21 protein-coding genes are annotated in these 24,450 nt (G+C 55.5%); 4 read left to right on the top strand and 17 right to left on the bottom strand.

Going from position 1 to position 24,450, the window contains the following annotated elements; genetic code table 11:
• Window position 1: 1 nt before the first annotated feature.
• The 9 genes from tatB to argC form a co-directional block, all read right to left on the bottom strand.
• Window positions 2–631 (bottom strand): Sec-independent protein translocase protein TatB, encoded by a 630-nt coding sequence (gene tatB / locus FGI04_RS20040; RefSeq protein WP_407274209.1) that lies wholly within the window; start codon window positions 629–631, stop codon window positions 2–4.
• Between the two features lie 3 nt (window positions 632–634).
• The gene (gene tatA / locus FGI04_RS20035) at window positions 635–889 is read right to left on the bottom strand and encodes a Sec-independent protein translocase subunit TatA (RefSeq protein ID WP_342699028.1); all 255 of its coding nucleotides are present in this window, start codon (window positions 887–889) and stop codon (window positions 635–637) included.
• 88 nt (window positions 890–977) lie between these two features.
• Complete coding sequence (gene ubiB, locus FGI04_RS20030) at window positions 978–2,615, bottom strand: ubiquinone biosynthesis regulatory protein kinase UbiB (protein ID WP_342699029.1); 1,638 nt, start codon at window positions 2,613–2,615, stop codon at window positions 978–980.
• Window positions 2,612–3,220 (bottom strand): ubiquinone biosynthesis protein UbiJ, encoded by a 609-nt coding sequence (gene ubiJ, locus FGI04_RS20025; RefSeq protein WP_342699030.1) that lies wholly within the window; start codon window positions 3,218–3,220, stop codon window positions 2,612–2,614. The genes ubiB and ubiJ overlap by 4 nt, the downstream gene beginning before the upstream one ends.
• A 13-nt stretch (window positions 3,221–3,233) precedes the next feature.
• Entirely contained in the window at window positions 3,234–3,989 is a 756-nt protein-coding gene (ubiE, locus tag FGI04_RS20020) for a bifunctional demethylmenaquinone methyltransferase/2-methoxy-6-polyprenyl-1,4-benzoquinol methylase UbiE (protein ID WP_026357851.1), read from the bottom strand.
• A gap of 134 nt (window positions 3,990–4,123) precedes the next feature.
• Window positions 4,124–5,665, bottom strand: coding sequence for a DNA recombination protein RmuC (rmuC, locus tag FGI04_RS20015; RefSeq protein ID WP_407322045.1), 1,542 nt, complete (start codon window positions 5,663–5,665; stop codon window positions 4,124–4,126).
• A gap of 211 nt (window positions 5,666–5,876) precedes the next feature.
• On the bottom strand, window positions 5,877–7,250 hold the full coding sequence (argH, locus tag FGI04_RS20010; protein WP_407337150.1) for an argininosuccinate lyase: 1,374 nt from the start codon (window positions 7,248–7,250) through the stop codon (window positions 5,877–5,879).
• Between the two features lie 116 nt (window positions 7,251–7,366).
• Entirely contained in the window at window positions 7,367–8,140 is a 774-nt protein-coding gene (argB, locus tag FGI04_RS20005) for an acetylglutamate kinase (protein ID WP_407337149.1), read from the bottom strand.
• A 24-nt stretch (window positions 8,141–8,164) separates the two neighbouring features.
• Window positions 8,165–9,169: an N-acetyl-gamma-glutamyl-phosphate reductase gene (gene argC, locus FGI04_RS20000; RefSeq protein WP_015848217.1), complete on the bottom strand. Its 1,005-nt coding sequence runs from the start codon at window positions 9,167–9,169 to the stop codon at window positions 8,165–8,167.
• A 214-nt stretch (window positions 9,170–9,383) separates the two neighbouring features.
• Between argC and argE the strand changes: the two genes are divergently transcribed.
• Window positions 9,384–10,535 (top strand): acetylornithine deacetylase, encoded by a 1,152-nt coding sequence (argE, locus tag FGI04_RS19995; RefSeq protein ID WP_342699035.1) that lies wholly within the window; start codon window positions 9,384–9,386, stop codon window positions 10,533–10,535.
• A gap of 376 nt (window positions 10,536–10,911) precedes the next feature.
• Window positions 10,912–13,551, top strand: coding sequence for a phosphoenolpyruvate carboxylase (ppc, locus tag FGI04_RS19990; protein WP_407274213.1), 2,640 nt, complete (start codon window positions 10,912–10,914; stop codon window positions 13,549–13,551).
• A gap of 60 nt (window positions 13,552–13,611) precedes the next feature.
• Here the strand turns inward: ppc and FGI04_RS19985 are convergent, their stop codons facing one another.
• On the bottom strand, window positions 13,612–14,394 hold the full coding sequence (locus FGI04_RS19985; RefSeq protein ID WP_407337147.1) for a tyrosine-protein phosphatase: 783 nt from the start codon (window positions 14,392–14,394) through the stop codon (window positions 13,612–13,614).
• A gap of 295 nt (window positions 14,395–14,689) precedes the next feature.
• Window positions 14,690–15,451, bottom strand: coding sequence for a uridine phosphorylase (gene udp, locus FGI04_RS19980; RefSeq protein ID WP_038903005.1), 762 nt, complete (start codon window positions 15,449–15,451; stop codon window positions 14,690–14,692).
• Window positions 15,452–15,751: 300 nt separating this feature from the next.
• On the opposite strand from udp, the gene FGI04_RS19975 reads away from it, so the two are divergent.
• Window positions 15,752–16,579 carry a dienelactone hydrolase family protein gene (locus tag FGI04_RS19975; protein WP_016943442.1) on the top strand — a complete coding sequence of 276 codons (828 nt, stop codon included), beginning with the start codon at window positions 15,752–15,754 and terminating at the stop codon, window positions 16,577–16,579.
• Window positions 16,580–16,748: 169 nt separating this feature from the next.
• Here the strand turns inward: FGI04_RS19975 and metE are convergent, their stop codons facing one another.
• Window positions 16,749–19,016: a 5-methyltetrahydropteroyltriglutamate--homocysteine S-methyltransferase gene (gene metE, locus FGI04_RS19970; protein ID WP_407274214.1), complete on the bottom strand. Its 2,268-nt coding sequence runs from the start codon at window positions 19,014–19,016 to the stop codon at window positions 16,749–16,751.
• A 104-nt stretch (window positions 19,017–19,120) separates the two neighbouring features.
• Here metE and metR point away from each other — a divergent pair, with 104 nt between their 5' ends.
• Complete coding sequence (gene metR, locus FGI04_RS19965; protein WP_016943444.1) at window positions 19,121–20,059, top strand: HTH-type transcriptional regulator MetR; 939 nt, start codon at window positions 19,121–19,123, stop codon at window positions 20,057–20,059.
• Here metR and FGI04_RS19960 read toward each other — a convergent pair.
• The 5 genes from FGI04_RS19960 to secB all read right to left on the bottom strand — a co-directional run bounded on the left by FGI04_RS19960 (window position 19,962) and on the right by secB (window position 24,367).
• A complete protein-coding gene (locus tag FGI04_RS19960; protein ID WP_407337146.1) occupies window positions 19,962–20,861 on the bottom strand; it encodes a carboxylate/amino acid/amine transporter in 900 nt (299 codons plus the stop codon). The genes metR and FGI04_RS19960 overlap by 98 nt on opposite strands.
• 110 nt (window positions 20,862–20,971) lie before the next feature.
• Entirely contained in the window at window positions 20,972–21,667 is a 696-nt protein-coding gene (gene pagP / locus FGI04_RS19955) for a lipid IV(A) palmitoyltransferase PagP (protein WP_407337145.1), read from the bottom strand.
• A 258-nt stretch (window positions 21,668–21,925) separates the two neighbouring features.
• Window positions 21,926–22,747, bottom strand: a complete 822-nt coding sequence (gene cysE, locus FGI04_RS19950) for a serine O-acetyltransferase (protein ID WP_012882922.1) — start codon at window positions 22,745–22,747, stop codon at window positions 21,926–21,928.
• Window positions 22,748–22,877: 130 nt separating this feature from the next.
• A complete protein-coding gene (gene gpsA / locus FGI04_RS19945; RefSeq protein ID WP_407337143.1) occupies window positions 22,878–23,897 on the bottom strand; it encodes an NAD(P)H-dependent glycerol-3-phosphate dehydrogenase in 1,020 nt (339 codons plus the stop codon).
• Window positions 23,897–24,367, bottom strand: coding sequence for a protein-export chaperone SecB (gene secB, locus FGI04_RS19940; protein WP_342699041.1), 471 nt, complete (start codon window positions 24,365–24,367; stop codon window positions 23,897–23,899). The genes gpsA and secB overlap by 1 nt, the downstream gene beginning before the upstream one ends.
• Window positions 24,368–24,450 lie beyond the last annotated feature (83 nt).

Genomic DNA, 24,450 nt, shown 5'->3' with positions numbered 1-24,450 from the left:
GTTAACGATCACCAGAAGGTTGAGAGGAAGAAGCGGGCGACACCGGCTCAGGTTTGGCCTTGCTTTCAGTATGGCTGGCAGTATGGCTGACGTTTTCCAATACCGGTGCCGCCGACACAGGCACGTTCGGCACCGTTGTCTCTGCCTGTATTTCTGCCTGCGCAGTCGGCTCAGTAGCCGGAACAGCCGCAACAGGAGACGGGGAAGCCGCATCATGCTTCACATTCTGCTCCGCATGGCTTTGCGCTTTCAGCTCAACTTCCAGCACGCCATCATGCGCGGCCTCTGGATCGGCAAGCGGCACATGCCCTGGCGCATCACTGTTATCCAGCTTGATACTGTGCGGACGCTTCATCGCTTCGGCAGCCTCTTTCAGCTCATCCATCGACGCTTTCAGCTCCGGCGACAAATTTTGCAACTGGCTAGCCTGTTCCACTTTCTTCAGGCTTTCCTGCAATTCCTGCAGTTTCATCTCCTGCGCCAGTTCATTTTGTACCGTCGATGCCAACGAGCGCAGCGCCCGTATCCACCCGGCCACCGTTTTTACCGCTATCGGCAAGCGTTCAGGTCCCAGCACCACCAGACCGATCACCATCACCAACAGCAGTTCACTAAACCCGATATCAAACACCGGTTACACCTGCTCTTTATGGTGGCTTTTCTCTTCCTGACTTGTCTGCGGCTTGTGCTCCGAAATGGATTTAGTCGCAAAGTCAGCGTCTTGCTGCTTGTCATCATTGGCCGCAGGCTGATCGTCACTCATTGCTTTCTTGAAGCCTTTGATTGACGCGCCCAAGTCTGACCCCAAGGTTCTCAGCTTATTGGTGCCAAACAGCAACACCACGATCACCCCGATAATCAATAGATTCCAGATACTAATACCGCCCATACTATGCTTACCTCTTTACTCAAAAGGAATTCATGTAACACGCTCATCAGTCAACGCCGGGATACTGATGAGGCGTTATTCAACGGGTTCAGCGAGTACTGCGCCAGCCGATAATCCAGGCCACAAAACCGGCAGCGAACAGGCCAGCCGGTACAATATCCGCTTCGACCTGGCTCACCAGCAGTATCGTCCCGCTCAGCAGCAACGTCGCTCCCACACCCAGCAGATAGCGAGCCTGACCATGGCGGGTACGTTGCGAACGCAACTCGCCAGTCAATAACTCCATGTTCTGCTTCAGCATTTTATGCTGACGTAAACTGTCGTAGAACAATTCGGGAATCTCGGGCAGCTTTTCTGCCCAAAACGGCGCTTTCTCTTTAAATGCCCGCAACATGGCCGGCAAGCCGACTTGATCCTTCAGCCAGGTTTCCAGAAAGGGCTTCGCCGTCTTCCACAAATCCAGCTGAGGGTAGAGCTGACGCCCGACGCCCTCAATGTACAGTAACGTCTTCTGGAGCAACACCAACTGGGGTTGCACTTCCATATTGAAGCGACGCGCCGTATTAAAGAGGTTCAATAATACATGACCGAAAGAAATTTCTGCTAACGGCTTTTCAAAAATGGGCTCACAAACGGTACGGATAGCAAATTCGAACTCTTCTACGTTGGTATCAGCCGGTACCCAACCAGAATCTACGTGCAGTTCAGCGACGCGACGGTAGTCACGGTTGAAAAAGGCAATAAAGTTCTCCGCCAGATAACGCTTATCTTCTTTATTCAGCGAGCCGACAATGCCGCAGTCAATCCCGATATACTGCGGATCTTCCGGATGTTCATAACTGATGAAGATATTGCCGGGGTGCATATCGGCATGGAAAAAGCTGTCGCGGAATACCTGAGTGAAAAAGACCTGAACACCACGCTCGGCCAGCAACGGCATGTTGACGCCATGCTGCTTCAGCGCATCGATGTCCGATACTGGAATACCGTAGATACGCTCCATGACCAGCACTTGTTCGTTGCAGTAATCGGAGTACACCTCCGGAACATACAACATCGGGCTGTTTTCAAAGTTTCGCCGCAACTGGATGGCGTTGGCCGCTTCACGCAGCAGGTTCAGCTCATCCAACAGCGTTTTTTCGTAATCGCGTACCACTTCACGCGGCCGCAAGCGACGACCATCCGGTAGCAATAGCGGTAACCAGCCAGCCAACCGATTCATCAGGCGCATGTCCGCCTTGATGACCGGCAATATATCCGGGCGAATGACTTTGATGACGATCTCTTTACCCGTTGTTTTCAGTCTGGCGGTATGCACCTGAGCAATCGACGCCGATGCCAGCGGCTTAGCGTCAAAATCATCAAACCAGGTTTCCAGCTTGCCGCCCATCGACGTTTCAATCTGGTGACGGGCCAGTTCGCCATCAAACGGCTCAACCTGGTCTTGCAGCATCGCCAGTTGATCGGCAATGGCTGGAGGAAAGAGATCACGGCGTGTGGACATCATCTGACCGAACTTGATCCACACGGGACCCAGTTCCTGCAACGCCAGTCGCAGACGCTCGCCCAGTGGCTGACCTTTGTGACGATTCGGTAACCAGAACAGTAAACAACGCCAAAGGCGTAGCGGCATGGTGAGAGGAATACGCGGGATCAGCTCATCCAGCCCGTAGCTCAGCAATACCCGGATAATCCGGTACAACCGCAACAATTCTCCCGGCGTCATGGCGCTCCCTCCAGTTTTGCCAGCCTGGCGGACAGTGCCTCCACCGATTGCGCCAATACATCCACTTCGTCAGCAAACCAGAGCCCTTCCAGCTTGCCGGGTGCCAGACGCCACTCCTCGGTTACGGTTTCCGACAGCGCCTGCTGCTGGCGGCATGCTGAACGCATCAACGTCCCCGCAACCTTACCCGCCGCCTGACTCAACCCTTCGGCCACCACATCACCCAGCCAGGGCGACAGCCATTCTGCCGGGTCAAACTCCGCCAGATCCAGCAAGGTGACAAACTGCTGCGCCACCTGAATATCCCCTTCCAGCACCAATTCACCACTGCGCATCAGCGTAGATAATTGCTGCCGGTCGCGCAATTTCATCAATGCAGGTAAGCGGGTTTGCAGCCAACAGTCTGGCTGCTCTGCCCACTGACTCACCACATCAAGGCGATATTCGGAAAAAACCAATACCAACGGCGTACCCAGTTCCGCCACATCCACTCGCAACGTTTTTCCGTGCAAACGCTGACGGGCGGCTTTCAGACTCCGGTCACGGAACAAAAGCTGGTTGAGCGCTGTTTCCAGTGCCGCCGTCAACACAGGCATTATCAACATGGGAGTATCCAACTCAGAATTTAAATCCGCGATGCAGCGCCACGATACCGCTGGTCAGATTGAAGTAATCCACACTGTCAAAACCGGCATCGACCATCATCCCTTTCAATGTCTCCTGGTCAGGATGCATACGAATGGATTCGGCCAGATAGCGGTAGCTACCGGCATCACTGGCAACCATTTCGCCAATACGGGGCAACACATGGAAAGAGTAGGCGTCGTAGACTTTGCTCAACGCCTTCACGGTAGGTTTCGAGAACTCGAGCACCAGCAAGCGACCACCGGGCTTCAGCACCCGATACATAGAGCGCAGTGCTCGCTCTTTTTCGGTGACGTTACGCAATCCGAACGAAATGGTGATGCAGTCGAAAAAATTCTCTGGAAACGGCAGCGCTTCTGCATTGGCCTGGACATAACTGACATTGCCCACCACACCGTTATTACGCAGCTTCTCGCGCCCTACTTTCAGCATTGAAGCATTGATATCCGCCAATACCACTTCACCTTCATCCCCCACCAGACGGGAGAATTTGGCGGTCAGATCGCCGGTACCACCCGCCAGGTCCAGCACACGCTGGCCACGACGTACACCGCTGCACTCAATGGTAAACCGTTTCCAAACACGGTGAATGCCAAATGACATCAGATCATTCATCAGGTCATATTTGGCAGCCACAGAATGAAAAACATCCGCCACCATGGCTTCCTTATCATCTTTCGCTACCGTGCGAAAACCAAAATGTGTCGTCTTATCCGAATCGTCTACCATGTTATCCACCTGCTTCTTCAACCTCAGGATCGCATTACCCATTAATGGGTAGCATTAATGGGTAGAGAGTGTACCAGACCCCGCTCAAAAGCGACCGCCCTTCTTTCCACCCTGTGCGCTGAACCTGATCAACATCATACCGCCGTGCCATTCGGCACATCATCCATGCCATCTACACTGTGTTCAGTCTCATCATCATGCGCGTTTTGTGACAATGCGAACAACGCATCAGGCGCCAAAGGCTCATCTTGCATCATGGGGACATTGACTGGTCGCTTGATCTCCACCCCCAATGCCCGGAACCCTTCGGCCTGACCAATCAGATTGCCGCGCCCGGACGCCAGCTTTTTCATCGCCTGACGGTAACCTGCCTGCGCTTTATCCAGCCCTTGCCCCAGCGACGCCATATCATCAACAAACAAACGCAGTTTGTCGTACAACCGTGACGCGCGTTCAGCGATTAACTGCGCATTGCGGCTTTGCTGCTCATAACGCCAGAGATTGTTAATCGTCCGTAACGCTACCAGTAAAGTCGTGGGGCTGACCAGCATAATATTGTGACGTAATGCCTCGGTGATCAGATCAGGCTGACGATCGATAGCCACCAGAAACGCCGGTTCAACGGGAATAAACATCAACACATAGTCGAGAGAACGCAATCCCGGTAGTTGTTGGTAATCTTTGCTGCCCAGCAACCGAATGTGATTACGGATAGACAACAGATGTTCATTCAGTGCCGCCGCTCGTTCAGCTTCATTATCGCTGTTGAAATAGCGCTCATAAGCCACCAGCGACATTTTGGCATCGATAACCACATCTTTGCCATGCGGCAGCCGGACAATCACATCCGGTTGCAGGCGGCTATTGCTAGCAGTCTGAACGCTGACCTGGATGTCATATTCATGCCCTTCACGCAATCCGGAACTTTCCAGTACCCGGCTCAACACCACTTCTCCCCAGTTACCCTGGGTTTTGTTGTCGCCTTTTAACGCATTAGTGAGGTTGATGGCTTCCTGCGCCATGCGGGCATTCAGTTGCTGCAAATTACGAATTTCATGCGCCAGCGTGTGTCGCTCACGCGATTCCGCCCCGAAGCTCTCTTGCACCTGACGGCGAAAACCATCCAGTTGCTCGCGTAATGGCGTCAACAGCTTCTCCATGCTCTGCTGGTTTTGCTGGTCCACCTTATGCCCGGTCTGTTCAAAGATACGATTGGCGAGGTTTTCAAACTGAGTGGATAAACGCTGCTCGCTATTCATCAGCAACCGCTGCTTCTCTTCCGCCGCCAGTCGGGTTTCTTCAAGGCGAATGGTGACTTCACGCAGCTCTGCTTCCTGCGCACCGTTGGCCTCACGCAATGCGCGCAGTTCCTGATTGAGCTGGGCGCACTCTTCACGCAGCTCTGCCAATTGCCGCAGTTTTTCCTCGCCCGCCGCCAGTTGCGCGTGTAGCGAACGTAACTCCTGCGTCTGTTGATCCAACCGCTGCTGGTCTTGCTGCCGCGCTTGCTGGTTTTCGCTCAGTTGCTGGCGCGTCTGCTCCAGCGCCTGCTGCTGTAACCGAAACTCGGTATCATGCCGCGCTTGACGCTGTTGTTGCAGCAGGCTGGCGGCCAGCCAGCCCAACAACAAACCAACGACGCCACCGCCGATGCCATAGAACAAGGAGATATCCACACCGCCCCCAGGTTATCAGTACCACTGCCCGCCAAGGTAAAGTGAGGCTGTATATCTGTCCAGAGGTTATGTGCGAAATCGGCCGGAAAAGCCGTCGAATAGCGAGAAAATGCGAGCCGACATCAGAAAGCAGAAGGTCGAAGACAGATAAAGGAGAAGGCAGAAAAAACAAAACCGGCCCGCAGGCCGGTTCTGATATCGATAAACAGGATTACGCCAGACGTTGCTTCGCATCGGCAATCGCGCGTGCGACCTGCTGTGGCGACACCCCGCCCTGTGCAGCACGCTTATCCAGACAGGATTGCAACGACAGCACCGGATAGACATCGTCTTCGATGACTGCGCTGAACTGTTTGAGATCCACCAGTGACAGCGCTTCCAGCGCTTTACCCTGACGAATCGCTTCCACCACCGCTTCACCAACGATGTGGTGCGCTTCACGGAACGGCACACCTTTGGCGACCAGGTAATCAGCCAGTTCGGTCGCGTTGGCGTAACCCTGCTGTGCCGCTTCCTGACAGCGCGGACGTTTCACCTGAATGCCTTCCAGCACCAGTGACGCCATCAACAGGCAGTCGTGCCAGGTATCCAGTGCATCGAACAGCCCTTCCTTGTCTTCCTGCATATCTTTGTTATAGGCCAGCGGCAGCCCTTTCAGCGTAACCAGCATACCGGCCAGCGCGCCCTGTACACGGCCGCATTTACCGCGGATAAGCTCCAATGCATCCGGGTTTTTCTTCTGCGGCATCAAGGAAGAGCCTGAAGTCACGCGGTCAGACAATTCGACAAACGCCGCTTCACCGCTGTTGAAGAAAATCAAATCTTCGGCAAAGCGCGACAAATGCACCATACCGATAGACGCATCAGACAGCAGTTCCAGTACGTGATCACGGTCAGAGACCGTATCCAGACTGTTGCGGGTAGCAGAGGCAAAGCCCAACCAGCCAGCCAACTGCTCGCGGTCGATAGGATAAGCGGTGCCCGCCAGCGCGCCGCAGCCCAGTGGGCTGACGTCCAGACGCTTGAGCGTATCCTCAAGACGGCTCTCATCACGTGCGAGCATTTCATGGTAAGCCAGACACCAGTGAGCGAAGGTCACCGGCTGTGCGCGCTGTAAGTGGGTATAGCCAGGCATCACCGCATCCTGATTCGCTTCGGCGGTAACGACCAACGCCGCTCGCAGATGACGAATCGCCTGCGCCAGCTCGCTCACCTGCGCCTTGCACCACAGCTTCAGGTCCGTCGCCACCTGGTCGTTACGGCTGCGCCCGGTGTGCAGTTTTTTGCCCAGATCGCCGACTTTCTCGATCAGTTTCTGCTCTACCCAGCTGTGGATGTCTTCCGCATCGCTTTGCAGGATAGCTTCCGGGTCTGCCTGCACCTCGGTTAGCAACGCATTGAGTGCCTGCTCCAGTTGCTGCTGCTCCTGAGCGCTCAGTACATTTACCGTCACCAAGGCTTTAGACCAGCCGATGGACCCGATAATGTCCTGCTCCGCCAGACGGTAATCAAACCGCAGTGAATCGTTGAATTGTTTAAAACGCCTATCTGCCGCCTGCGTGAACCGTCCGCCCCACAAAGCCATAACTACACTCCCGGTCTCTCTGATAAAAGCGGGCCAACTCCCGTTCAGCCCGTGATTGAACTGCCGTGTTCTTCCGGCGGTTTACGCGGGAAGAACACGTACGACATGCTGACGGATTACGCCAGAATGCGGGTACCGATAGACACGCCGCTGAACAGCATGGGTAACTGCTCGGCATGGCGCCAGCTGGCGATATCAACCGGACGACCCAGCGCTCGCGCCGCGTCCAGTGCCGCATTCACTTTAACGATCATACCGTCGGTAATAATGCCCTGAGCGATCAGCTCTTCCGCTTTACTGGCGGTCATTTCCGCAATGCGCTGACCTTTACCGTCCAGAATGCCGCTCACATCGGACAACAGAATCAAATCCGCGCCCAGCGTCTGTGCCAGCGCGGTGGCAGCCTGATCAGCGTTGACGTTCATCAGTTCACCGCCAGCGGTAATGCCGATGGAGCTGATAACCGGCAGATAACCGGCGCTCAGCAGAGTGTTGAGCAGTGCCGGAGAACCCGCTTCCGCTTTGCCCACATGGCCCAGTTCATCATTCAGTTGTGTTACCACGGTGCTGCCGCCATCCGCCAGACTCAGGCCCACCGCGTTAATGCCGTGACGAATCGACCAGGCCAGCAGGGTTTTATTGGCAGAACCAGCCAGCGCACCGGTAATAATGTCGATTTGATCGGCTGGCGTCACACGCAGGCCGTTTTTCTTGACCACCGGCAGCGACAGTTTCTTCATCAGGTCATCGACCAGACAACCGCCACCATGAACGATCACCAGCGGGCGCTGATGCTGTTGACGGTAAGCGACCAGCGCGGTGAACAGGCGCTCCAGCGCCTCTTCGCTATCCAGTAATACGCCACCTAATTTGATAATTAACGGATTCATCGGTCTTTGCGCCTCAGGGTGTCATCAGAGTAAAGATTGGGTTTCAGGGAAACCGAAGCGAATGTTCATGCACTGTACCGCCTGCGCCGCCGCACCTTTGAGCAGGTTATCTTCAGTAGCGACCACGATCAGGTGCTCGTCTTGCACCACGAAGCCGATATCGCAGAACGGCAATCCGACTACCGATTTCAGTGCCGGTACGCCTTTCTCATACAACCGCACCAGCGGTTTGTCGTGATAAGCGTTATGGTAGGCTTCCGCCACGTCCTGCGCGGTGACGCCCGGCTGCAAACGACAAGTAATCGTCGCCAGAATACCACGCGGGAAATTGCCCAGATGCGGGGTGAAAATCACCGGAATACCGAGATGGGTGGCGATTTCCGGATGATGGCGATGATTGAAGATGCCATACGGCTGCAGGCTGACTTCACAGAAACTGTTGGTCATGCTCGCCTTACGACCAGCACCGCTGACGCCACTGGTGGCATCAATCACCGGCCACTGGTTTGGGTTCAGCAAACCGCCTTCCACCAGCGGTTTCAGTGCCAGTTGAGACGCGGTGGGGTAACACCCCGGCACAGCGATAAGCCGCGCTTGCTTGATAGACTCTGCCTGCCATTCCGCCAGGCCATACACCGCCTGCGCCAGCCAGTCGGCGTGCTGGTGCTCGAAGCCGTAGTAACGGGTATAAAATTCAGGATCCTGCACGCGGAATGCGCCAGACAGGTCGAACACGGTACAACCGGCGTTCAGGAATTGCGGTGCAAGATCGTGGCTCACCTTGTGGTCAGTGGCCAGAAACACCACATCCACACCCTTTGCGGCCTCGGCCACATCGGTCAACGGTTGCACCGGTAAGTCGATAATGCCTTTAAGCTGAGGGTGCAGGTCAGAAATGCGTTTTCCCGCATCAACGCTTTGCGCAGAGACCGCTAAAGCGGTTATGTTCATCTGTGGGTGACGGTTCAGGTACAAGGCCAATTCAGCGCCAGTATAGCCACTTGCACCAACGATCAACGTGTTCAGCATGAGTTCGGTATACCTTTATTGCCAGATAGGTGGAACAGTAAGCAGGCTCATCAGCGCGGCCACGCTGTTCACCCACAACAGCCAGAAGAAACGATTATGCGACAATCTCGCCTCGCCGCACAGCTTGTGATTTCATTTCGCCTGGCATTATTGTATTTTTATTCACAATAAATGCATGAATATTGATACTATCCTAACCCAGAGGCTGTCAACAGTGAAGATGAATTTACCCCCTTTTATGGAGCTCTACCGGGCATTGATCGCCACTCCATCCATCAGCGCCACCGAGCGCGCGCTGGATCAAAGCAATGAGACCTTAATCAATCTGCTGGCGGGATGGTTTAGCGATCTGGGTTTTCATGTCGATGTACAGCCGGTTCCCGGTACGTTTAATAAATTCAATTTGTTGGCCCGTCTGGGTGAAGGTAACGGCGGACTGCTGCTGGCCGGTCACACCGACACAGTGCCGTTCGACGACGGACGCTGGACGCGCGACCCTTTTACCCTCACCGAGCATGACAATAAGCTCTACGGGCTCGGCACCGCCGACATGAAAGGCTTTTTCGCTTTTATTCTTGATGCGCTGCGCGATGTGGATGCCAGTAAGCTGACCAAGCCGCTGTATATTCTGGCCACCGCAGATGAAGAAACAACGATGGCGGGTGCTAAATATTTCTCCGAGTCGACCGGCATCCGCCCGGATTGTGCGATTATCGGCGAGCCCACCTCGCTGCAACCGGTACGCGCCCACAAAGGCCACATGTCGAATGTCGTTCGCATTCAGGGCCAGTCCGGTCATTCCAGCGACCCGTCACGCGGTGTTAACGCCATTGAGCTGATGCACGAAGCCATCTCTGAACTGATGGGGCTGCGCAACACACTTAAAGCGCGTTACCACAACCCGGCGTTCCATATCCCTTACCCGACCATGAATTTCGGCCATATTCATGGCGGCGACGCCGCTAACCGCATTTGCGCCTGCTGTGATCTGCACATGGATATCCGCCCACTGCCCGGCATGACGCTCAGCGATCTCAACGGCTTGTTGAGCGAAGCCCTGGCACCGGTTAGTGAGCGCTGGCCGGGCCGACTGACCATCAGCGAACTGCACCCGCCGATTCCCGGCTATGAATGCCCGGCGGACCATCAACTGGCACAGGTGGTGGAAAAACTGGTGGGGCAACCGACCGATGTGGTGAATTACTGTACCGAAGCGCCATTTATTCAGGAGCTGTGCCCGACGCTGGTGCTTGGCCCCGGCTCTATCAATCAGGCGCATCAGCCAGATGAATTCATCGATATGTCGTTTATCAAACCCACTCGCACCCTGATTACCCAGTTAGTGCACCACTTCTGCCAGCACTGATTTCGCCAGCCGATTTCACGTACTGCGTGTGTTCATCACTTGCCCGGCCTTAAGTGCCGGGCAATCTCCTGACAGCCAACCCATCAGTCTCAGCACCGCAGGCCCTCATCGTTTCTGCCTTCTTATTGCCGTTTTATCGTCCAATGGCTCGCCGCCTGCTTGCTTTCTCCATCGCCATAAGATAAGTGTCACTTATCAGCAAGCTTTTGTAATTAAATTTCACAAATTGCCTTTGTACCGGTTAAACGGGTACAACTGTAGTGATTAAAACACGTTCATTGACGAACAATGGCGAACATGGCTAGATAAAAGACAGTAACCACACAATTATTGTGTGTAATAAATTTACAAAATCATGAGGTGGGTCAGGGTAACTATGAATGAACAATATTCCGCCATGCGGAGCAATGTCAGCATGCTGGGTAAATTGCTCGGCGATACCATCAAGGATGCGCTGGGTGCCAATATCCTTGAGCGGGTTGAAACCATCCGCAAGCTATCTAAAGCGTCGCGGGCGGGGAGTGAAACACACCGTCAGGAGCTGTTGACCACGCTGCAAAACCTGTCCAACGAAGAACTGCTGCCGGTCGCCCGTGCGTTCAGCCAGTTCCTTAACCTGACCAACACCGCCGAGCAGTACCACAGTATTTCTCCGCACGGCGAAGCGGCCAGTAACCCGGAAGCGCTGGCGACGGTGTTTCGCAACCTGAAAAGCCGCGACAACCTGAGTGACAAAGACATCCGCAATGCAGTGGAATCGCTGTCTATCGAGCTGGTACTGACCGCACACCCAACGGAAATTACCCGCCGCACGCTGATCCACAAGCTGGTAGAGGTCAATACCTGTCTCAAGCAGCTCGATCACAACGACCTGGCCGACTACGAACGCCACCAAATCATGCGTCGTCTGCGCCAGCTGATTGCCCAGTACTGGCATACCGATGAAATCCGTAAAATCCGCCCGACGCCGGTAGACGAGGCCAAGTGGGGCTTTGCGGTGGTGGAAAACAGCCTGTGGGAAGGGGTGCCTGCGTTCCTGCGTGAACTCGACGAGCAAATGGACAAGGAACTGGGCTACCGCCTGCCGGTGGATTCGGTGCCGGTGCGCTTTACCTCCTGGATGGGTGGCGACCGCGATGGCAACCCGAACGTGACCTCTGAAATCACCCGTCGTGTGCTGCTGCTAAGCCGCTGGAAAGCCGCCGACCTGTTCCTGCGAGACGTGCAGGTGCTGGTGTCTGAACTATCGATGACGACGTGCACGCCCAAACTACAACAACTGGCTGGTGGCGACGAGGTGCAGGAACCTTATCGCGAACTAATGAAAAGCTTGCGTGCGCAGTTAACCACCACGCTGGACTATCTGGACGCACGCCTGAAGGGCGAACAGCGGGTGCCGCCCAACGATCTGCTGGTCACCAACGACCAGCTATGGGAACCACTTTACGCTTGTTACCAGTCGCTGCACGCCTGCGGCATGGGGATCATCGCCGATGGTCAATTGCTGGATACGCTGCGCCGGGTGCGCTGCTTTGGTGTACCGCTGGTGCGCATCGACGTGCGTCAGGAAAGTACGCGTCACACCGACGCGCTGGCGGAAATCACCCGCTATCTGGGGCTGGGGGATTATGAAAGCTGGTCTGAATCCGACAAGCAGGCGTTCCTGATCCGCGAACTGAACTCCAAACGTCCGTTGCTACCGCGGCAATGGGAACCGAGCGCTGACACGCAAGAAGTACTGGAAACCTGCCGGGTTATTGCCGAAACCCCACGCGACTCCATTGCCGCTTATGTTATCTCGATGGCGCGTACCCCGTCCGACGTGCTGGCGGTACATCTGTTGCTAAAAGAAGCCGGTTGCCCGTACTCTCTGCCGGTAGCCCCGTTGTTCGAAACCCTGGACGATCTGAATAACGCCGACAGCGTGATGATCCAGTTGCTCAATATCGACTGGTATCGCGGCTTCATTCAGGGCAAACAGATGGTGATGATTGGCTATTCAGATTCAGCCAAAGACGCCGGGGTGATGGCGGCCTCCTGGGCGCAGTACCGTGCACAGGACGCACTGATCAAAACCTGCGAAAAATACGGTATCGCGCTGACCTTGTTCCACGGTCGCGGCGGTTCAATTGGCCGTGGCGGTGCGCCAGCTCACGCCGCACTGCTCTCCCAACCGCCGGGCAGCCTGAAAGGTGGCCTGCGTGTGACCGAGCAAGGCGAGATGATCCGCTTCAAGTTCGGTCTGCCGGAAGTCACCATCAGCAGTCTGTCGCTTTACACGTCCGCCATTCTGGAAGCCAACCTGCTGCCGCCACCGGAACCGAAGCCGGAGTGGCATCACATCATGGATGAGTTGTCACGTATCTCCTGCGACATGTACCGTGGTTACGTGCGGGAAAATCCGGACTTCGTGCCCTACTTCCGCGCCGCCACGCCGGAACTGGAGCTGGGCAAACTGCCGCTGGGGTCACGCCCGGCCAAACGTCGGCCGAATGGCGGTGTGGAAAGCCTGCGTGCTATTCCGTGGATTTTCGCCTGGACCCAGAACCGTTTAATGCTGCCCGCCTGGCTGGGTGCTGGTGCGGCGTTGCAAGACGTGATCGACAAAGGGCATCAGAGCCAGCTGGAAACCATGTGTCGTGACTGGCCGTTCTTCTCCACCCGTATCGGCATGCTGGAGATGGTATTTGCCAAGGCTGACCTGTGGCTGGCGGAATACTACGACCAGCGGCTGGTGGACGAAAAACTGTGGTCGCTTGGCAAACAGTTGCGTGAACAGTTGGAAAAAGACATCCAGGCGGTGCTGACTATCTCTAACGACGACCATCTGATGGCCGACCTGCCGTGGATTGCCGAATCCATCGCGTTGCGTAACGTCTATACCGACCCACTCAACGTATTGCAGGCGGAATTGCTGCACCGCTCACGTCAGCAAGACATGACGGACCCACAGGTAGAACAAGCGCTGATGGTCACCATCGCGGGCGTCGCAGCCGGGATGCGCAATACCGGCTAGTCACCCGTCAACATAAACCGGGAGCTATCGCTCCCGGTTTTGCGCTAATCGCTAACGCCTTCACGCCAGATATTTATCCCGCAGCGCATCACGCGATGAGGCATCCAGACCGTAATCCTGCGCCAGCCAGTTATCCACCGACCCATGCTTCTCACGGATTGTATGCAGCGCCGTCACCAGAAACTCTTCGCGGGCGGAAAGCACGAAATCAAAGCGCTTCAGCGCCTTTTCACTCAGGCTCGACGCCAAATCTTCCAGCAACTGGCGACGGAACGGAATCAGGGTGGATTCGGTGATCAGATAATCTTCCATAACCGTTTGTTCATCCGCGCCCAGCGCGAACAGCACCAGCGCAGAACCAATGCCGGTACGATCCTTGCCCACCGCGCAATGTTGCACCAGCGCGCCATCGTCAGGCTGGCGCAGCAACGCCACCAAATGCTGGTAGGCCGGATTGCCGAACGGTAAACGGCGATACAGCTCCATCATGAACGCACGGGAATCGAATGCCTCGAGTTTTTCCGAGCCTAGCGTTTCCAGGCTGGCAGTGACCTCATGACGCAGCGGATTAGCCGGTACCGGATGGTAACGCGCACCAGACCACAGACGATCGGGCCGCAACGCCGCTTCGTCCTGATCACGGTAATCCACCACATGGGCCACCGGTACACTGGCAAGATGGTCGATATCCCGCTCGCTCAGCATATCCAGCGCACCGGAACGAAACAGCTTGCCACGCTTGATCTGCCGCCCATCCGCTACGCGGATACCGCCCAAATCACGAAAATTGACGCCGCCATCAAGCGGCAGCAACGAGGGATGTAACAATGAAGATGAAGTCATACCTTTCCCTGTCGTTATCAAAAATGAATTATCAAGGGTTAGCTATCAAGGATCCGTTATCTATGCTGAATGATTACGGTTAAACCATCGCCGAACGACGGCTACTGACGGGTATTATCCGGCCTGACAATTAAATTAGCATGAAGGCAGACAAACCGATGAACAGCTCGTGGGGTCGGTATACAGAAAGACAAAAGGCGGTACAAACACGCTCGTACCGCCCTGCCGGGCTAGCGACCCGGCGATAGCATCACAACTATTGATGACATCACAACTCGTGATGACACCATAACGCTCAGGCGCTCAGCAATTTGCGAGCCGCCGACAACACCACATTGACGGACGCGTGTTCCGCTTTTTGCATCGTAGCGGTATCGGGGATTTCCTGCTGGGTGCGGTTGACGATCACACCCGCGACCATACCAGCACGCAGCCCCTGACTGGCACACATCGTCAGCAGCGTAGCGGATTCCATTTCATAGTTCAGCACGCCCATGCTCTGCCATTCCGCCATAGACCCCTGAAAACGCCGTACGACCCGACCAGAAAAGGTATCGTAGCGTTCCTGGCCCGGATAGAAGGTATCTGAAGAGGCTGTAATGCCGACATGCAGCGTCGCCCCTGCTTCACGCGCCGATTCTGCCAGTGCACAGGTACAGGCAAAATCCGCCGCCGCCGGGAACTCCAGCGGTGCAAAGTGCAGGCTGGCACCGTCCAGACGTACCGCGGCGGTGGTGACCAGCACATCGCCCACCGCGATATGCGGCTGGATAGCACCGGTTGTGCCGACACGCAGGAAGGTACGCACACCCAGTTGCGCCAGTTCTTCTACCGCAATTGAGGTAGAGGGGCCGCCAATACCAGTGGAGCAGACAATCACCGGTTTGCCTGCCAGTTCCGCACGCCAGGAGGTGAACTCCCGGTGCGACGCCAGAAAGACCGGGTTCTCCATCAAGCGGGCAATCTTTTCCACGCGAGCCGGGTCGCCGGGCACTATCGCCAGCGTGGCTCCTTGCAAATCCTGTTTTGTTAAACCGAGATGAAATACATCGGACATAAACGCCTCCCAGGCAAGCCGTCAGGTACAGCACCATCTTAGCGCACAGATTGTCGCCGTTAAGTGAAGCACGTCGCTCATTGGAAAGTAACGAACATCTATTTACATTAATATCGTGATATTAATCACACTTTAGACTGTAATCACCCGTTATTGCGCCACACAATGTGGCACAGCGTGTGGCACCGATTGCCCTATCTGGTTGCCGAAATTCGCAATACACTACAAAGTTCCTACACTTGCTTAACGCGGGTGCGACATGTCCCGCTGGCAGATTCCAGTCTTGATAAAGGAAAGACAATGAAAACCGATGAGCTACTGACACTCAGAGAGACCACACGGGCATTTTCGCCAGCTGTCATGCCGCTGGCTTCTTCCGCCATTACCACCGATGCCGTCGGGCTGGTGGCCGGTGAAACCACGATACCTTCACAGGGTGATAATCTGCCGGCCTATCTTGCCAAACCCGAACAGGCCGACGGCCCATTACCGATTGTACTGGTCGTGCAGGAAATCTTCGGTGTACATGAGCATATTCGTGATGTCTGTCGGCGGCTGGCTAAACAGGGCTATCTGGCCATCGCACCGGAACTCTATTTCCGGCAGGGCGACCCGCAGCAGTACAGCGATATCCCCACATTGCTGAGTGAACTGGTCAGCAAGGTGCCAGACAATCAGGTCTTATCTGACCTTGACCATACCGCACACTGGGCGGTACGCCAGGGTGGGGATGCCAAACGTCTGGCAATTACCGGTTTCTGCTGGGGTGGACGCATCAGTTGGTTGTACGCCGCACACAATCCGCAGTTAAAAGCCGCGGTTGCCTGGTACGGCAAGCTGGTCGCCGAAAAAACACTGACCTCGCCCCAACATCCGGTAGATGTCGCCAAAGATCTGAGCGCCCCGGTGCTTGGACTATACGGCGGGCAGGACAAAGGTATTCCCCTAACACAGGTGGAAACCATGCGTCAGGCACTACGAGCGGTCAATGCGGATGCGGAAATCGTGGTTTATCCCGATGCCGATCACGCCTTCCATGCCGACTACCGTGCGACATACCATGAAGCCTCAGCCAAAGACGGTTGGCAACGTATGCTGGCGTGGTTCGCCCGCTACGGCGTGGTGTAATTTCACCGATAAAGCGAAAAGAAAAAATAAGGGAGACACTATCGTCTCCCTTGTTATTTCAGGATTTCAGGCGGTGATGTGGAACGCCCCAGCCCTCTGCGTCACATCCTGTGGTTCACGCGTGTCCTTTCATCCTTTGCGCCATTCCCCATCACCGTTTTCGGCTGACTTATTCCGCTGTTTCGCGCAGGCGCTTGGCTGCCTGCACCATGTTCGCCAGTGACTGACGGGTTTCCGGCCAGCCGCGCGTTTTCAGGCCGCAGTCCGGGTTCACCCACAGGCGTTCTGCCGGAATACGCTGGGCCGCCTTACGCAGCAGCGCTTCAATCCATTCGACGCTCGGTACGTTCGGTGAATGAATATCGTACACGCCTGGGCCGATTTCATTTGGGTACTCGAACTCTTCGAACGATTCCAGCAGTTCCATATCAGAACGCGAGGTTTCGATAGTGATAACGTCCGCATCCAGTGCCGCGATGGAGTCCATAATGTCGTTGAATTCGCAGTAGCACATGTGGGTATGAATCTGGGTATCGTCTTTCGCGACCGCCGCATTCAGGCGGAACGCATCGACAGCCCACTCCAGATACGCCGCCCAGTCGGAGCGATGCAACGGCAAGCCTTCACGCAGCGCCGGTTCGTCAATCTGGATGATGCCGATACCGGCCTGTTCCAGATCCGCCACCTCGTCGCGCAGCGCCAGCGCAATCTGCTTAGCAATAGTTTCACGGCTGACGTCTTCACGCGGGAAGGACCAGCACAGAATCGTAACCGGACCGGTCAGCATGCCTTTTACCGGCTTGCTGGTGAGCGATTGAGCGTACTTCGCCCACTCAACCGTGATCGGCTCAGGACGGCTGATGTCACCAATCACCACCGGCGGTTTAACACAACGGGAACCGTAACTTTGCACCCAGCCGTTCTGGGTGAACACGAAGCCATCCAGATGCTCGCCGAAGTACTCCACCATGTCGTTACGTTCAGCTTCACCGTGCACCAGTACATCCAGTTCCAGACGTTCCTGTTCCACAATCGCCTGTTTGATGTGCTCGGCAATGCCGATGCGGTAGTTCTGACCATCCAGACGACCCTGTTTGAAATCCAGACGCAGGCCACGGATTTCGGTGGTTTGCGGAAACGAACCGATGGTAGTGGTCGGCCAGTCTGGTAACTGGAAACGCGCACGCTGCGCTTGTGCACGAACCGGATACGGGTTCTGACGCTGGCTGTCTTGTGCCGTGATCGCGGCCAGACGCTTTGCCACTTCTGGGTTATTCACACGGGTCGATGTCTGGCGGGCGCGGATCGGTGCGCTATATGCTACCAGTTCGTCGCCATTGCCGCTGTTGAGCGCGCGGGTCAGCAACGCCAGCTCCTGGCACTTCTGAATCGCAAAGGCGAACCAGCTCTTCACTTCCTCGTCCAGACGAGTTTCGACGCTGAGATCAATCGGGCTGTGCAACAGAGAGCAGGAACTACCCAGCCACAATGTACGCTTGCCCAGCAACGGTTGCAGACGCTCGAACCAGCTCGCCAGATCGGCGCGCCACACGTTACGGCCGTTGATGACCCCCAGCGACAGCACCCAGTCGGCAGGCAACTGTGCATTGAGTGCGGCAGCATCGTCTTTGCCGTGAACCAGATCGACATGCAGCCCCTGCACCGGTAGTGCCTTGATCACGTCCAGATTCTGGCCGATGCTGTCAAAATAGGTGGTCAGCAGTAACTTCACCTGACCTTGCAGCGCAGCGTAAGCCGGTTTAAATGCCGCTTTCCATTCGGCATCCAGTTCCAGCGCCAACACCGGCTCATCAATCTGCACCCATTCGATGTTGCGTTTAGCCAGCTCAGCCAGTACCTGCTGGTACACTGGCAATACTGTGCTCAACAGATCCAGACGATCGAAGGTTTCCCCTTTAACTTTCCCCAGCCACAGATAAGTTACCGGACCCAGTAGCACGGGTTTCACCTTGTGGCCCAACGCTAATGCCTCATCGACTTCATCCAGAAGTTGAGTCCAGGTCAGTTTGAACTGCTGGCCTTTGGTAAATTCCGGCACCATATAGTGATAGTTGGTGTTAAACCATTTGGTCATTTCGGCCGCCGCCGCCGGATTACCGGTTGGGGCACGGCCACGGCCGATGCGGAACAAGGTATCCAGGTTCACGGAACCATCCGCATTCTGGTGACGGGCTGGCACGTTCCCCAGCAACAGGCTGGTGGTCAGCACATGATCGTACCAGGCAAAATCGCCCACCGGCAGCAATTCAACGCCAGCGTCTTTCTGCTGTTGCCAGTGACGGGCACGCAACTCACGGCCCACATTCAGCAGTTCTTCCTGCGTGCTGTTCCCTGCCCAATAGCTTTCCTGCGCTTTTTTCAGTTCACGACGCAGCCCGACACGCGGAAAACCGAGAGTGTGATTTAGAATTGTCATGCTTGAATCCCCATTTAGCCGTCCAGATGTTTACACATCCATAATCCGCAGGTAGTGTAGTCAGTACAAGCGCAATTTATTCACCGTCACTGTGAAGGACTCTCATGATCGAACTCAAACACTTACGGACACTACAGGCACTGCGCACCACGGGATCGTTAGCCGCCGCTGCTGCACAGCTCCATCAGACGCAATCGGCCTTGTCGCATCAATTCAGCGATCTGGAACAACGGTTGGGGTTCCGTTTGTTCGTCCGTAAGAGCCAGCCGCTACGCTTTACGCCGCAGGGGGAAATTCTGCTGCAGCTGGCTGAGCAGATCCTGCCGCAGATTCAACAGGCGCTTCAGGCCTGCAACGAGCCGCATCAAACCACCCTGCGACTGGCTATCGAATGCCACAGTTGTATCCAGTGGCTAACACCGGCGCTGGAGCAATTTCACCAGAGCTGGCCGCAAGTGGCCATGGACTTCAAATCCGGCGTCACCTTTGACCCACAACCCGCCCTGCAGCAAGGCGAGCTGGATTTGGTGATGACCTCTGACATTCTGCCGCGTAGCGGTCTGCACTATTCGCCGATGTTTGATTTTGAGGTACGACTGGTGCTATCGCCGGATCATCCGCTGGCTGCCAAGGCTGTCATCGTGCCTGATGATTTGGCGCAGGAAACGCTCATGATCTACCCGGTTCAACGCCAACGACTGGATGTGTGGCGTCACTTCCTGCAACCCGCTGGAGTCAGCCCGTCGCTGAAAAGTGTGGACAATACCCTGCTGTTGATCCAAATGGTGGCGGCACGCATGGGTATCGCCGCGCTACCGCACTGGGTGGTGGAGAGTTTTGAACGCCAGGGTCTGGTAGTCACCAAAACCCTGGGGGACGGCTTATGGAGCCGGCTCTACGCCGCAGTTCGCGACGGCGAGCAGCGTCAGCCGGTTATCGAAGCATTTATTCGTTCTGCGCGCCAGCATGCCTGCGAGCATCTGCCGTTTGTGCGGGACGCTTCACGACCCAACGCTGGTGCACCCACAAGGCCAGCGCAATAATCGCTGACCCGATAGCAAAGCTGGTCCAGTTCGGTGTTTTCTGCCAGAACGCGAAATTGACCAGCAACCCGGCCGGGACGTGAAAGTTATTCATAATACTCAACGTACCGGCATCCACCTGCGTTGCGCCATAGTTCCACATAAAATAGCCCAGGCCAGAAACCACCACGCCGAGAAACACCAGTACACCCCACTGTACCGGCGCGGTGGGCAGTTTGGCCACATTACCAAACAGCGCCCAGGCCACCAGGGTCACCAGTGCCGCACCAAGATAGAACCAGGAAAAGGCGCTGTGCTGCGGCATCGGATACACTTCCATCAGCCGCTTATACCCTACTTGCCCCAAGGCAAAACAGATATTCGCCGCCTGAACCAGCAACAATCCCCACCAAAAATGATCGCTGATGCCGTGGTAATGGATCACCGCCGCGCCCAGTACCGCCAGCAACGCACTGAATGCATACCCCCAACGCAAGCGGTGCCCGCTCAGCAAGTCGTAAATCAGCGTGACATACAGCGGCGTCATGACCGAAAACAGCAGAATCGTCGGTACATTCAGGTAAAGGTAACTACGGAACAGAAACAGGTACATGACGCCAAGCTGGAAAAACCCCACCAGCAAATACAACCCCAGGGCTTTAGCGGAATAACCGCGCCAGCGCAGGAAAGGCAGGAAGACTAACGCCGCCAGCACCAGTCGGAACATGGCGGAAAACCAGCTATCAACCTGACCGGCCAGGTATTCGCCTATCAGGCTGAAAGAAAACGACCAGATAATGGTGGTAATGATTAATAACGGCACGGCGTGACTCGCTCTATAACACGAAACAGATGAAGCATTGTAGTCGAGTCAGGCGGCTGAATTTCCCTCAATATGGTTTACATCAGAACAAAATATAACCATTCGATTACTCAGAATTGCCAGCGTAACCAGGCGAAAAATACGTTGCCGTTGTTATAGGTACCGGGAATATAGGTAGCCTGAAAAGACAGCCGTTGATAGCTGACCGACGCCAGCGGCAAGAGCACCGGGATTGGAATATAGTGCCAGTTATCCCGCATGGTGACACCTGCGGTAAACCCCAGCCCGAACTGGACATCCTGATCTTCCAGCGGCCGCCAGCGTTTTTCATATCCATAACCGCCGATCGGTTCCCACTTATTAAACGAGTCTTTAAACGCCATGACATACAAGGCATGCCAGTCGCCATCGCTATCCAACCGCGATACGCCGTACCCCGCTCCCCAGGGGCGCTCGTTGTACTTATCGGTTTTTGCCCTGTCGTAAGTCCAGCGGTTATGCCAGGTAATTGCTGGTACATACAAGTCCTGAGACTGCGGGTGTTGCCAGGTCTCCGACAGGTTATTACTGGCGCGTTGCCAGAAGCTCGGGGCCGGATCACGCCGGGTAGTACTATCATTCCGAGTAGTACTATCTCTCTGGGTAGTACTCTCATTCAGCGTAGTACTCTCACTCTGAGTCGTACGATCGATCAGCGTAGTGCTATCGGTCAGGGTATTTTCAGCGGACAGAGCGTCAAACGTCGGAATCAAGAACAGAGCAGACAACGCTAAGAGGCGGCTGTGTGATATCAGTATTAATCGCATAAACAACATTCCCAAAAGTCAATCGCCCACAACCCGCTCGGGTTGTCTGACGCGGGCTTTCCACCGCACGCCATGGGCCAGACACTGATATACAATGATTCTTACCGGGTTAAATACCCCTAAAACAGAAATGCCGGGTTAATACAGGGTTTTTGAGAAGTTTCTTAGCGAAAACAGAGGGTAAACGGCAGAAAGACGAGGAAAAGGGTGATGTTCATGGGTGGGGGTTCGGCTTGCCGTGTGGCAAACCGAAAAATATTAAATACCGTCGCCGTCCTCAAAACCACGCAGCGAGCCGTTGAAATACTGGTCCATATCCAGTGAGGGTTTATCAGTTTCCGGGCGGCCAACAATCCGCGCCGGTACGCCTGCCGCAGTGGTGTGCGGTGGTACTGGCTGCAATACCACTGAGCCTGCGCCAATCTTGGCACCACAGCCCACTTCGATGTTACCCAGAATCTTGGCACCTGCGCCTATCATCACCCCCTCACGGATTTTAGGGTGACGATCGCCATTGGTTTTACCGGTTCCCCCCAGGGTCACCGACTGCAAAATCGACACGTCATTTTCTACCACCGCCGTTTCACCGATCACGATGCCGGTGGCATGGTCGAGCATGATGCCACAACCGATGCGCGCTGCCGGGTGAATATCGACCCCAAACGACACGGAAATCTGGTTTTGCAGATAGATAGCCAGCGCCTGACGGTCCTGACGCCATAACCAGTGTCCGATGCGATAGGCCTGCAGCGCGTGAAACCCTTTCAGGTAGAGTAGCGGAGTCGAATACTTATCCACTGCCGGGTCGCGCAGTCGCACCGCCATAATGTCGCGTGCAGCAGACGCAATCATCTGAGGCTCAGCACGGTAAGCCTCCTCCACCACTTCACGAATAGCAATGGCCGGCATAATGGCATTAGCCAGTTTATTCGCCAGCATATAGCTCAACGCGCTGCCCAGATTTTCATGTTTTAGCAGTGTCGCGTGAAAGAAGCTGGCCAACATCGGTTCACACTCCGCCAGACTGCGCGCTTCTTCCTTAATGTGTTTCCAAACCAGCTCCAGCTCATCATTCGACATCGCGACACCTCTTTGAAAAACCGTCAATCCACCACGTTAATGCTGACTATTACCGACTACTTTCACCATGCACTATCAGAATAAAACAACAACGGGCCTCCCGTGGGAAGGCCCGAACAATCACTCACCGTCACAGGCTGGTGCTTTCGTCTTTACGTGCACGACCAAGCAGGCTTAACGCCGCCTCGCGTGCATCTTTCGCGCAATACAACACCTGCCAGAGTTGCTCGGTGATGGGCATCTCCACACCGTAACGCTGCGCCAGCGCCATTACTTCCTTGGTATTCCGATACCCTTCAACCACCTGACCTATTTGATTCTGGGCACTGACCACATCCATCCCTTGCCCCAGCATCATGCCAAAACGGCGGTTACGTGACTGGTTGTCGGTACACGTCAGCACCAGGTCGCCCAGGCCTGCCATGCCCATAAATGTGGAGGGATCCGCACCAAGTGCGACTCCTAACCGCGTCATTTCCGCCAGACCGCGGGTTATCAGCGCAGTACGCGCGTTGGCACCAAACCCCATACCGTCAGACATACCGGCACCGATGGCAATCACGTTTTTTACTGCGCCACCCAGCTGTACGCCGATAAAATCGGGGTTGCTGTAGACGCGAAAACTTTTGCCGCAATGCAGCAGATGTTGCAAATCGTCGGAAAACGACGGTTCAGTGGAGGCCAGCGCAATCGCGGTAGGTAACCCTGCCGCCAGCTCTTTGGCAAACGTCGGCCCGGAAAGCACCGCCAGCGGGATGCTATCACCCAACGCTTCGCGTGCGACATCCTGTAACAGACGCCCGGTCTCCGCTTCCAGCCCTTTGGTCGCCCACACCAGACGCGCATCTGAACGCAGGTGAGGCTTAAGCTGGCGCAGTACATCGCCAAACACATGGCTCGGCACCACCACCAGAATGTTGCGGCTGGCCGCCAGTGCCTGAGACAGGTCGGCTTCCAGTTGTAACGTATCCGGGAACGGCACATCAGGCAGAAACGCCTGATTGCAACGTGCCGCCTGTAACGCCTGAATATGCGCTGGATCATGCCCCCAGAGCACTACGCGGTGGCCGTTGCGGGCCACCGTGATTGCCAGTGCGGTGCCGTAGGAACCGGCACCGATCACCGTCATTGCAGCGTCAGACTGGCTCATCAGGCATTCAGCGTCTGTGCGGCGCCGTCCTGACCGGCCTGCTGTTCCAGATAATTCATGAACAGCGCGTCAAAGTTAACCGGAGCCAGGTTCAACTGCGGGAAGGTACCGCGAGAAACCAGGCTGGTGATGCACTCACGCGCATACGGGAACAGCACGTTCGGGCAGTAAGCGCCCAGGCAGTGAGCCAACTGGGTCCCTTCAATGCCGGCGACCGTAAAGATACCCGCCTGCTGTACTTCGCACAGGAACGCCGTTTCTTCGCCCAGGGTGGATGTCACGGTGACACGCAGCACCACTTCGTACACATCATCAGCTAACTGGGTGGAGGCGGTATCCAGATCCAGTTTCACTTCCGGGTTCCATTCTTGCTGAAACACCTGAGGCGCATTCGGCGCTTCAAAAGAGATATCCTTGGTGTAAATACGCTGGATCTGGAAAGTCAGTTCGACGTTGTTTTGTTCAGACATGTGAATAATACCCTTTCGTTAGATTTCCTTGCGCGCTTCCTTTCGCCAGGAAGGACACGCCATAAAACACACTAGCACCCCTT

Origin of the sequence: Dickeya ananatis, assembly GCF_019464615.1 — a bacterium.
Lineage (GTDB): Bacteria > Pseudomonadota > Gammaproteobacteria > Enterobacterales > Enterobacteriaceae > Dickeya > Dickeya oryzae.
Note: the sequence above shows the minus strand (reverse complement) of the source record. Positions and strands in the feature narration are given on the sequence as shown.